This is a genomic window from Paenibacillus woosongensis, from assembly GCF_009725165.1.
Lineage (GTDB): Bacteria > Bacillota > Bacilli > Paenibacillales > Paenibacillaceae > Fontibacillus > Fontibacillus woosongensis.
In genome coordinates, this window is record NZ_WNZW01000014.1 from 101,985 (window position 1) to 114,258 (window position 12,274).

Annotated in this window: 8 protein-coding genes; 2 read left to right on the plus strand and 6 right to left on the minus strand. The window is 52.3% G+C overall.

What is annotated here, in order from left to right; all coding sequences use genetic code 11:
* Positions 1-29: 29 nt before the first annotated feature.
* The 5 genes from GNP95_RS22280 to GNP95_RS22300 all read right to left on the minus strand — a co-directional run bounded on the left by GNP95_RS22280 (position 30) and on the right by GNP95_RS22300 (position 7,837).
* The gene (locus GNP95_RS22280) at positions 30-2,132 is read right to left on the minus strand and encodes a heparinase II/III family protein (RefSeq protein ID WP_330163571.1); all 2,103 of its coding nucleotides are present in this window, start codon (positions 2,130-2,132) and stop codon (positions 30-32) included.
* Between the two features lie 469 nt (positions 2,133-2,601).
* Entirely contained in the window at positions 2,602-4,506 is a 1,905-nt protein-coding gene (locus GNP95_RS22285; protein ID WP_155613036.1) for a DUF2264 domain-containing protein, read from the minus strand.
* Positions 4,507-4,600: 94 nt separating this feature from the next.
* Positions 4,601-5,440 (minus strand): carbohydrate ABC transporter permease, encoded by an 840-nt coding sequence (locus GNP95_RS22290; RefSeq protein ID WP_155613037.1) that lies wholly within the window; start codon positions 5,438-5,440, stop codon positions 4,601-4,603.
* A 14-nt stretch (positions 5,441-5,454) separates the two neighbouring features.
* Entirely contained in the window at positions 5,455-6,393 is a 939-nt protein-coding gene (locus tag GNP95_RS22295; RefSeq protein WP_196427286.1) for a carbohydrate ABC transporter permease, read from the minus strand.
* A 100-nt stretch (positions 6,394-6,493) separates the two neighbouring features.
* A complete protein-coding gene (locus GNP95_RS22300; RefSeq protein WP_155613038.1) occupies positions 6,494-7,837 on the minus strand; it encodes an ABC transporter substrate-binding protein in 1,344 nt (447 codons plus the stop codon).
* Positions 7,838-8,172: 335 nt separating this feature from the next.
* Between GNP95_RS22300 and GNP95_RS22305 the strand changes: the two genes are divergently transcribed.
* Both GNP95_RS22305 and GNP95_RS22310 read left to right on the plus strand, forming a co-directional pair.
* Positions 8,173-9,918 (plus strand): sensor histidine kinase, encoded by a 1,746-nt coding sequence (locus tag GNP95_RS22305; protein ID WP_230873951.1) that lies wholly within the window; start codon positions 8,173-8,175, stop codon positions 9,916-9,918.
* Between the two features lie 116 nt (positions 9,919-10,034).
* Positions 10,035-11,663: a response regulator gene (locus tag GNP95_RS22310; protein ID WP_330163572.1), complete on the plus strand. Its 1,629-nt coding sequence runs from the start codon at positions 10,035-10,037 to the stop codon at positions 11,661-11,663.
* Between the two features lie 521 nt (positions 11,664-12,184).
* On the opposite strand, the gene GNP95_RS22315 is transcribed toward GNP95_RS22310, so the two are convergent.
* Positions 12,185-12,274 (minus strand): IS3 family transposase (locus GNP95_RS22315; protein WP_155613041.1); only part of this gene is annotated, 90 nt, incomplete at its 5' end.

A 12,274-nucleotide genomic window follows, 5' to 3' on the forward strand; every position in this document is an offset into this window, starting at 1 on the left:
ATCTCCCCTCTCCTAATATGATTAAATGTTCATTGTATGAACCGAAATAGGAAGCAAAGCTCAAGCTGCTCCTGCGGCTGTAATACGTGAAAATCCAGCGCATACCAGACCTGATCCTTCCCGAAATGATCCCGATAAGTTCGTTCCGTTACCTCTGCCCGAAGCTGCCTGTCGTCATACACCAGCTCCAGAGTAAGATTGCCTCGAACAAGCAGCAGACGGCCCTGCTCCAAAGGCACTTCAGGCTGAATCAGCGTAACAAAGCGTTCTACTAACGTATCCGGCATTTTCGAAAAAGAGAATTTATCCCGCAGCTCCAGTCTCGGCAGCTCTTCTTTGCGCCACAGCCAGGAGCGCGTAAAAGACTGCAGCTCCTGACTGTCGTAGGCTCTCGACAGCTCTACGGTCATCCGGCTTTCCGACGCGCCGCTCGCCTGCTCCAGTACGGATGCCCGTCTATCGCTTCCCTCCGCCTGCAGGCAGCCGTTGATAATGGGAACGGAATGACCCTGTGAGCCGTTGCAATCATACGTATAGCGGGCCGAGCCAAAATAGTCTTTCGTGTATTCCCCGCAGCCAAGGTCGGATAAGAAAAACTCTCCGTCTCCCGCCAGCATGAACTGGCCAAGATCGTTATGGTTATGCGGCTCATCATTATGCCCTCCCTTAGCTGCAAAGCCGAAGACACCCTCCGGCGACACAATACGCGAGATCAGCCAGCCTGCATCCTCTAACAGGAATTCGCCGGGCTCCCAGTCCGGTGCATTCCCCGCCATTGCACGCCAGAGCAGATTCCGCAGCGCAGGGGCCCATCTGCTGCAATGGTCCTCGCGGTAATCCGCCCGCAGGCGTGAGGCAGGCGATGGAAGACTATCATATATACTGGAAATATAGCGCGAGAGCCCAATATGCACGCTTGCGTAAGGTAATGTGTCGGAAAAGTTGACTACTGTACTGCCGCCCAGGAAGCATTTCTGCTGGAAGCCGGCAATCGCCTTAACCTTCTCCTGCGCAAACCAATCCAGCTCGCCACCGCTCCGCTTGTATAGCAGATCAGCGTAGTATACAAAGTAGCCAAAACCATAATTCCAATAACCAAGCCCTTCCAGGCAGGCGCCGTCTTCTCCAAACCCTTTCAGATAACAGGTCATGCTATGCTGCGTCTTCTCCAAAATCTCTCCCAGCAGTTCACGATCCTGATCTTTATCCAGAAGCAGAAGAGCGGCTGAGCCGATCGACCCGGCGCATACCGCCGACCAATTATGCTCTGCCTCTTCCCACTCATAGGGGCCCTTCTTGAGGAAGGGCTCAAAGAGTCGCACGTGTACGATCTCGGCGATATGCGTCTTCAGCAGTTCTGGCAGCCTGTCGCCTAGCAGCAGCCGCAGTTCTGTCAGCGTAAAGCCCGTTTCGGCGGCGAACAGATCAATCGTCTCCCCAAGCGGCCGCTCCGGGCTGACATGCGCCGGCAGGCACCAGGTCACTTCACTGCATATGGCCCAGATCGCCTCCAGCAGCTCCGTATAGTACTCCTCGCACTCCGGTTCAAGCAGAGATAGAAGGGCGATTGTATTCAGCCGTCTTCTACGTTCAAAATAAACCCGTTCATATTCCAGCCTGGAGCCTGTCTGAGCAAACTGGGAGAAGAGTGAAAAGGTTAGACCTGGCGGTGTCTGCCCCTGCAGCCTTTCCCCTTCCGCCTTGATCTCGGCTAGATCGGCAGCATACTCCCCGCCGCTTCGTACATTTCGCCAAAATAGCGAGGCATCGCCGTCCGGGTAGTACAAATGCGGGCCAGTTGGGGACATCCTGCTAATAATTTCTGACATCTCTGGAACCTTTGTAATTCCAGAAGCCTCTGAGGTATCTACAGCCCTTGGATCCTTTGCCTTCTGTATGAGGTTAGGGTTTTTAGGGGCTTTGGCGGCTTGAGTGTTTTGGGCAGTGTTAGGGTTCCTCACAGTCTTCTGATTCTTCTGAATCTTCTGATTCTTCTGGCTCATCGAGTTCTTCGCGGTCTCCTTGTTCTTCGAGTTCTTCGGGTTCTTCGCGCTCCTCGTAATCTCTGCGTTCCCTGGGCCTTCTCCCTCTCCCGGTAATGATTTGGTTACTTTCTCATCCGCTTCCTTCATCGCTTTTCCTTTCCGTCATACGGATTTAAGAGCTACTTTAAAGTTGCGTGCACTAAACTGTCGTACTAAGGTGGCTATGTCAAACACTACGATGCTTATACTAAGCTGTGCCGTCCGCCAAAATGCTTATACTAGGATGTTCCGTCTACCAAAGTACCTTATATAAAAACGACGGCGCCATCGATTCATACTAAGCTGTGCAGAACGAACACTAAATGGATTTCATGTATCTAATTATGCTCTAAACGAATGTTTCAGGGGATTAGATGGATTTTATGCATCTAAAACCAAGTATCCAGCCCGTAATGACCCATCTCCCTGCTTCTAATGACATGAAATACATTTAAAGCTTCTTTCAATTCCTTTACGCAGAAACTAACTGTTAAAAATCCATCTAAATTTTTTCATCCTTTATAGCGCCATAGAATCCTTTTCACCCAAACATTGCAGTCTAGACGCTGCGGTATCCTCAAGTACGAGGTATTATGATCTCTTCCCCTCGGCAGCTCTGAATGGTTATAGCCTCTTCCTCAATCGTAACGTTCAGCCCGATATCCGGAAGGTCATCCAAGCTTACATCCGCCGAACCGCTAGAGTCGCCCGCCGGACCCGGCTCCCGCGCAGCCCCCGTCTGCCCCGGCTCGCCATACACCGCTGACACGAGCCAATGCACCCCCGGCGCCAGCGAAGCGGTCAGCGTCGGGATCACCGTGCGCGGACGCAGCACATTCGTGTTGGCGTTTGGCCACACCAGCCCCGCCGACTCATAACCAAGCAGGCCGCGCACACCGCTAACGCCCCAAGGGCTGGCGGCAACGGCCTCATTTGCCCCCACGCGCTGCATCGGCGTCGCTTCGATGCCGAGGGCATACCCGCCCTCGGCCGCATCCAGGCTGCGCGATGTCTCGATCCGGTGAATCCGGATATGCCAAGGAAGTCCAGCTACGAGCCAGGTGCTGACCTCTACATCGGCCCAAGGCCTCCACACGGCATGGAGCACGTTGTCCTGGATCATTGTCTCCGTGTTGCGGCGTCTGACCCGGTACAGGTTGTCCCCGGCTTCGCTCAAGGCCAGCATGGAATCAAATGCTCCTTGGGACAGTCCCCACTCCGAACGCGGAACGCTGAACCCAAACCAGGTGGAATACACGAACTTCTCGTATTTGGCCGAGGTATGGGTATGTTCGTTCGTGCCCCGGTGGCCGCTGTTAAAGGCCGCCACATGCCCAGCACCCTCGTCCCGAACCAGCACGAGGTGCGCCGGCTTCTGAACAGACAGCCCATCCGCCTCCGGCAGCGGCAGCTCCTCAGCCGCCCAGAAAGGATGGTCGGCAGGCAGAGCCAGCGGCAGAAAAGCCTTAAACGCCCAATACGGCGAACCCGGTGAATTGTAGTTCTCCGCCATCACGAGGTTTGGATAAGCGTAGCCTATCGTCAGGATACCGCCCGCATCCACTATCCTCTGGCTAAACCACCAGCGCAAATTCCGCAGCAGGAGCCCCTTCAGCACACCCATCGGCAGGCCATCCGCCCCGGCAAATGCCATCGCTCCCCAGAAGGCCGATTGCGAGAAACGATAGGTCAGGCTCCGCCCATATGGAATCGCCGAACCGTCCGTGGAGAACCAGGCCAGGAAGTTCGCAGCAAACTCATTCGCACGCTGCTTGAACCTATGAGAGCGCTCGGGGTCTTCCTGCTCCATCAGCTTGGCGTAAAGCAGACCATAGTAATGAAAGGCAAACGGCACATAATAATCGCAATGCCCCTCCTCCCCGTCGCTATACCAGCCATCCTCCAAATAGAAGGCGTCCAGCCGATCCAAGTTCTTCTCCAACTGCCCGGCGTCATACGGCAGTCCCGCTTTGCGGAAGCCGATGTTTACGAGCACGTTAAAGAACAGCCAGTTGCAGTCGTGACAAGGATGCGAGTTCATTTGATTCAGCCAGGCATAGAGATTATTTCTTGCCTCCACATCAAGTGGCTCCCAAATTCTGTCCGGGATTAGGGCCAGCGCGTAGCCAAACGCAGCCATCTCGACCAGCCGCTGATCATAATCGTCAACCTTGCCCCAGTACTCTTCATGTTCCGGGTTCGTCCCGTTCCTAATGCCTTCAAGGACGGTATCCCATAATTCGTACGAACCCCCGCCGGCGAGCAGCGGGACCAGCCCCCATAACACCCGGGAGAAGCCCTCCATCCCGGCCACCGCAGCCGGATAGCTCGCCCCGGTTGCACCGATCTCCAGCCTGGACATTCCCTTGCTATAGTAAGGCTGAAGCGGCGCAAGCAGCTGCTGCAGGGCGGCGGCCAGATCACCGTGCGTCTTCAGCGGATTATCCGCCAGCTTTTTATATCCATGAAAGATGTTTCCCATCACAATCTTCCCCTTCGTCCGCTGGTAGTTGTTTATATTTCGCATGCATCCGCTTGTACTCACTTGGCGACGCTTGAATCTGCTTAGAATCACATCATCCTTTTATGCCCGAAGAGGCGACCCCCTGCACGAAATATTTCTGCAGCCCCAGGAACACCACCAGCACCGGAATGATGGACACGACGCTCGCGGCCATAATCAGGCCGTACTCCGCCGAATACTGGGAGATGAACATCCGCAGACCGATCTGAATTGTCTTCAGCTCGGTTTTGGTCAAATAAATCATCGGCCCCAGGAAGTCATTCCACGTCGATACAAAGGTGAAAATCGTCAAGGTCGACAAAGCCGGCTTCGATAGCGGCAGCATGATCCGCGCCCAAATGCCATATTCGCTAAGGCCATCGATCCGGGCCGCTTCGCACAGCTCATCCGGGATGCTCTGGTAGAACTGCCGCATCAGGAAGACGCCGAAGGCGGAGAACGCCTGAAGCAGGATGATCGCAAGATGGGTATTGTTCAGCCCCATCGAGCGCATCATGATGAACTGCGGCACCATGTAAGCCTGCCAAGGGATCGCGATCGTGGCGATGTACCCGAGGAACAGCGTTTTTTTGCCGGTAAAATTCAGCTTCGAGAAGGCATAGGCTGCAAAGCTTGAAGTCAGGATCTGCAGCGCCGTGACGATAATCGACAGCTTGGCGGTATTGTAAATAAACGTGCCTAGCGGAATCCGCGTCCAGATTTCCTTATAGTTGCTCCAGCGCGGCAGCTCCGGAATCCACTGCATCGGGAAGGTGAACACGTCCTTGTTCAGCTTGAGCGAGGATGAGAGCATCCACAAGTACGGTACAAGCATGCACAGCACGACGACGATCAGCACGGCATAGGCCAACGCTTTGGCAGCGATTTGAATTCCTTTATTTGCTCCTACCATATCCGTAAGTCCCCCTATTGTCCATACTTCTTCTCGCCCTGGAACTGAACCAGCGTAATGCCGAGGACGAGCAGGAATAATACGATCGCCATCGCGCTGGCATAGCCATAATCCAAGGAGCGGAAGGCCGTGTTGTAAATTTGATAGACGAGCACCCTGGTCGAGTCGTTCAGCTGATTATCCGCGCCGGCAAACAGGTTGATGAAAATATCGTAGACCTTAAACGAGTTAATGATCAGAATCATCAGCACAAAGAATGTCGTAGGCGCAAGCTGCGGAATCGTAACGTTGCGGAATCTTTGCCAGGCGTTCGCGCCGTCGAGCTCGGCGGCTTCGTACAATTCGGGATTCACACCCTGAAGCCCGGCCAAATATATCACCATGTAATACCCCATGTTCTTCCACACGGTGAACAGCACGACCGTGAACATGGCCCAATCTTTATCCGCGGCCCACCGCGGGAGATCCTCGATCGGAACGCCGGTCAGCGCATGGAGAATGTTATTAACAGGCCCCATCGTCGGGCTGAAAATAAAGTTCCATACGGCAGCCACCGCCACAAGCGAAGCCACATACGGGAAAAAGAACACCGTCCGCATGAAGTTGCGCCCAAATATTTTCTGATTGAGCAAAATGGCGAGACCCAGCGCGCACACCATCGTCAGCGGCACGACGCCCACCGTATAAATCACCGTATTCCATAACGATTTATGAAAGGTCGGATCCTTCCAGAGACGAATAAAGTTGTTCATGCCAACGTATTCCATCGGGTTAGCGCCATCCCATTTCACGAAGGCAAGGATGAGAGCAAAGACCATCGGCACCAGCGTAAAAATGGCAAAGCCGATAAAATTGGGGGCGATAAAACTGTATGCCACCAGATGATCCTTCGCTCTTTTTTTCAGACCGCTTTTTTTCGCCGTATGGTTTCGTATCACGGTTTCGTTCTGCATAACATCGCTCCTCCTCCTAACCTGCTAGCTGTCTAATGATTTGGCAAAGGGCAGGCCATTAGCCCGCCCTCTGGTATTCATGTGTCTATTCTGCATATTCTTAATTGTTCAAAATAAGCTGTACGCGCGTGTTCATATCCGCCAGGCCTTTGTCGATCGTCGCATTTTTGGTCATGATGCTGTCATGCGCCTCGTTCAGAATAACCTCAATGTCCGCACTCTTCTCATGCAGCGGCATTTCCAAATATGTCTTCGCCGTCGTCAGCGCTTCTTTGCTGCCCTCATCCGCAGGAAATCCCTCAACAGAAGCGATGGAATTGACGACTTCATCGTTTTTGATCGCTGGAATGGTGCCTGTAGCGGCAATCACCGCTGCGCCTTCTTCGCCTGTGACGAATTTCATGAAGTCCAGCGCAGCTTCCTTATTAGCTGACTTCTTGTTCACCGCCAGCGAAGTAATCGTACCCAGCGTAGTGCCTGGTTCCACTCCTTCCGGATGCGGATATTTCACGATGCCCCAGTTCGTCGCCTGCGACTCACCGCTCTTGACCTTCTCGATTTGCGTCGCAATAAACCAGCTGCCCATATTCATCATGGCAACAGAGTTGTTGTAGAATACACCGGAGTAGTGTGTGCTGGAGGTCTTCAGAGTCGCGTAATCCATAACGATTCCGTCCTCCTGCTGCTTGAGAATGCGCTCATAGGTTGGCTTCAGGAAGTCATATTCGCCGTCAACGACAGTGTGCTGGCCATCCAGAATGCCGAACAGCTGCACTGCGCTGCGCCATGTATGATAATGGGCGCCGTATACTTTATTAGAGCCGCTGCCTGACGTCATTTTTCGCGCCAGCTCGTCGTACTGCTCCAGGGTCATATCATTAGTCGGATATGGAACACCCGCCTGATCAAAAAGATCCTTGTTGTAATAAATCAGCCAGAAGTCGCTGCGGAAAGGAAGCGCATATACTTCATCATTCATTTGAATTTGCTCCACTGTTCCGCCATACAGGGATACGTCGATGCCTTGCTCGCTCATGTACTTTTTCAGCGGCTCCAAATGGTTCTGCTTCACGAGGTTGGCATATCCCGGGATATCCTTCACCGTAAGAATATCGAGATCCGCTCCGCCGGAGAGCTGCGTGCTGAGCATGGTCATGTAGTCGGTCGAACCCAGATCGACGTACTCGATGGTCACGTTCGGATTTTTTGCCTTGTAAGCATCAATCAACGGCTGGTAATAAGCGGTCGCTTCCCAATCCCACAAGGCCCATTTCAGTGTGACGGGATTTGCGGACGACTCATTGGCAGCGTTTCCATTATTGTTTGTAGCTGGCGGCTCGGTCACGTTGGCGTTTTTGCCTCCGTTATTCCCGGAGCAGCCGGCAAGCATGCTGAGCAATAGTACAGCAGCCAGAGTGATCCCTAACCATTTTCGCATTCTCATGTTTTAGTCCCCTTTTCCTCTGGTTTAAGATGCCGGATTCGGCATTTCGAAGCTCTATATTTATCCTAGTGGATTTTAAAATGAAAGGGCATACATTTTTTATCACAGTTCATTCACTTTTCTGTTCACTTCTTTTCATGAAGCGCAGAAAGCTGTAAAATTCTCATAAAAACCTGTAAAAATCGTTGTTCCTGTCCGGCCTGCTCTGTCTGCAAACTTGTGTTCATGTTATGGTAATGTTACCAACTCGATTTGAAAGCGCTTTATATTTGTGCAGAAAAGAGGTGGCTTCTACGAAACGAAAGGCAACCATCAAAAGCCGGATCATCCTGATCATGACGGTATTCGCCCTGCTGATCGCGACTCTGCTGTCTTTTTTCAGCTATGAGCTTATTTCCTATTTTCAGAGGAAAACGACAATCCAGGCCACCGAATTCAATTTGCAGCTCGTATCCCATATCATTGAGCAGGATCTGATGAACCTGTCGGTTCTGGCAATGACCTGCAGCACCAATTCTTCGACAAATCGCATGTTAAATGATTATTTCAATGCGGACCAGCCGAGCTCCATGGAGGCGATTCATGTCTTTACCTCGCTGCAGGATGATTTCCGGATGAACCGCTCCAACGGGTATGTGCGCCGGCTGATCGTGACGGATAATCAGGATAAATTTTTTCAGGTGGACAACTCGGTCAGCACTTCGGTTCCTTTAACCATTCATAACATTAATCAGCTGCCAGGCCTGACTGCGGATGCGACTGAGGAGTGGGCGCGGGTCATTCAGGATCCGCTGTCCCTGACCAAGACCATCCCCTTCGTGATGCCGATTTACGGGGACAATGCCAACCGGATCGGAACCGTATACCTGCTGGCCAACACCTCCGTCATTACCGACAAGCTGAAGGGCTATGGCCTGCCTGCGGAATCCAAGCTGCTGTTAACGCTGGGTGCGCAGCAATATGAAATTCAGGGGGATCAGATTCTGCCCCTTTCGGCGGAATATAAGGCGACCCCCTATGAGGAGGAGACGTCCAGCGGCAGCGTTACGTCCCTGTCCTGGCTGGAGATGAGCGAAGGAGAGAAGCTGATTTCCGTGTCATATCCGGTGCGCAAGGGGGTGACGCTCTCCCAGACGCTGTCGGAGAAGCAGTTTGCTCCACAGTTCAATCTTTGGCTGCTGCTTATGCTCGGCGTCTGTGTGCTCGTGATTGCCTCGAGCGGTGTCATTACGATCTATTTGACCAAGACGATCAGCCTGCCTGTCGAGAAGCTCAAGAAGCGTATCGACAAAATCGCCCAAGGCAACTTCCTCATCGACCGGAACATGGAATGGAATAGCGAGCTCGGCGATGTAGGACGCGGGATCAACCGCTTGTCCCAGGACATTCTTACTCTGATGGAGACACGGGTTGCAGACGAGAAGCAGCGGCAGGAGCTGGAGTACCGGATGCTGCAGAGCCAGATTAACCCGCATTTCCTGTACAACACGCTGAATTCGATCAAATGGATGGCGACGATCCAGAATGCAACAGGCATTGCGGAGATGACTACCTCGCTGTCGCGTCTGCTGCGAAGTATTGCCAAGGATGGACGCAAGCTGGTGCCGCTGCAGGAGGAGTTAAGTCTGCTGGATGATTATTTTCTCATCCAAAAATACCGCTATGGCAGCAACATTACGATGGAAACGGCTGTCCATGACGAACAGCTGCTGAAGGGGCTTATTCCAAGGTTCACCCTGCAGCCTCTGGCGGAGAACGCAATATTTCACGGTATTGAGCCGAGGGGCCATGGGCACCTTAGGCTGGGCATTGAACGCAGCGGATGGAACGATATTCGGATTACCCTGGAGGATAACGGAATCGGGATCAGCGAAGAGCAAATTGCGGAGATTCTGGCTCCGGGGAAGCAGGGGCCGCATCAAGAGCCCGCCGCGAAGGGGCTGCTGGAGGGGATGGGGCTGCGCAATGTCAATGACCGGCTGAAGCTCACCTTCGGGGAGCAATACGGATTGTCGATCGAGAGCGTGCAGGATCAATATACGAAGATGTTTATTCTGCTGCCTTACCGAACCACGGAATGATAGCACGAGTGTTAGAGCAGAACAATGGGTCTATCAATGGAGCGATAAGGTGTTAAAGTCCCTCCCCCTTCTGGAAACATCTTTGAAAGCATCTTTGAAAGCAAACTTGTAAGGAAGTGATTGCATTGATCAAATTGCTGATTGCCGATGATGAAGCCCTGGTATGCATTGGCCTGCAGTCCATGCTGAAATGGGAGCAGTACGGGATCGAAGTGGTTGGGGTCGCCTATAATGGGGGACAGGCCGAGGAAATGATTGAATCCTGCCGGCCGGATATCGTAATTACCGATATTAAAATGCCGGTCAAAACCGGACTGCAGGTCGCCGAGTCGGTTCGCCGCAAATACGGGCGTGTTCCGCTTTTCATTATTCTGACCAGCTATGAAGAGTTTGAGTATGCGCGCACAGCCATCGAGATGCAGGCGGTGGATTATCTGGTGAAGCTGGAGCTGACGCCCGAGGCGCTGGAGACCGCAATCAGGAAGGCAATGAAGCGGTTAGAGGAGCATAATACGGTGGAAAGCTACCCAGAGCTGATCCACCGCAGCAACTTGCACGAGCTGCGCGAGAAGTTCTTCGTCCGGCTGTTCAACAACCTGTTCGAGAACAAGAACCAGTACCTGCTGCAAAAAGAAGATCTGGAACTGGAGCTGTCCGCCCCCGCCTACGTTGTTTGCACCTGCCGCATTATGGCGCCGGATACCGTTCCGCCGAGCGGCGACAAGCTGGTCACTCTATGCACCAGTACGGTGAAGATGGCGAGAGACCGGCTGACTCCGATCAGGCCCTGTTATGTAACCAGCCTCGATTTGCGTAATTTTGCCATCATTCTGCCGGTTGATGACGCTCATTCGCTGGATTGGATGCCTGACATAGAGCGGCTGCTCTCGGATATGGCCCAGGCGCTGCATAATTATTTCAACGTGAGGATTATGGGCGGCATCGGCCACGCGGTGGATGATCCGTACTTGATCCATGAGAGCTATCTGGCTGCCCGCCGTGCTTTACCAGCGGCGTTGGCGCAGCAGGCCTTTGTTTTTTATGCAGATGCAGATCATAAACAAAGCTCTGACCTGAAGCAGCCTCTCTTCGATTATTCGGCTTCCCGCTCGGAAATCCGCCGGGCGTTCGAGGAGATGGATACCGATGCGCTCCACAGCATGATTACCAGTATGATCGAAGCCTTCGACGGGCGGCCTGATCTCCTCGTTGCGGCGACCGATGCTGCCTGCAGCGTACTCTATATGGCCACCTCCCTGCTCGCCGATGGGGAAAATCTAGTGGAGCAGATCTTCGAACACGAGCCGGAAGGATACCGGACCATCTATCAGCAGAGCTCCATCGACGGCGTAATTGGCTGGCTCGTGCAATTCCGGGACGGATGCTGCGAGCTTCTCTCCTCCAGGAAGCAGAGCTACAAGGAGCAGGTTATCCGGCATGTCCAGGATTACATCAAACGCAACCTTGACAGCAAGCTGTCCTTGAACCAGGTCGCGGATATTTTCAACTTCAGCCCCAATTATTTAAGCCATCTGTTCTCCAGGACGGCTAAAGTCAATTTCGTCAAATACGTCACCGACACCAAAATCGCAGCGGCCAAAGAAATGATGCTGCGCGGCGAAGGGCGGATCAATGAAATTTCCCACAAGCTCGGCTACGACAGCGCCTTCTATTTCAGCAAAGTGTTCAAGAAGGTCGAGGGCATCTCCCCCCGCGAATTTATACAGCGGGTAGAGTCGAGGTGATGGGATACATTGAATGGTTACAATGGGTGTAGTGTAAGTATTTAAATGCTTACCTGCATCCCATTCTTTAGCTCATTTATTTAAGCTGCATCTAGGCTAGGCTGTCGTACCCTAAATGGAGTTCATGTACCTAATTACTGCCTAAACGAATGATTTCGGGGACTAGATGGATTTTACGCAACTAATATCAACTATCCCCGCTCATATTGTCCATTTCTCTTCTTATAACAACATGAAATACATTTAAATCTCCTTTCCCCTCTTTACCGCTGAAACTTACTGCTATAAATCCAGTTAATTCAGGTTGAACGGTTGGATCAATCGATGAGTGGGCGGCGTAGAATTTGGCAATATTTAAACTGGATTGATGTTAACCTTGTTTTTGTACAGTCATATAACTCTTCTTGGGAAATTATCGGCGAAATTAAGATACTGGACCGTTCCTTAAATCTAGAATAAATAGAACCCACCGTTGGCGCTAACCTGAAGTGACCCCGAAAAGTTAGACAGTTATTAATTTATTAAGCGAAACTCTGGGAATTAGTTCGGTACTGGATCGGGCTCATTCCCTTTAGTTTTGCCTTGATACGCTTGTGATTGTAGTACTCGAT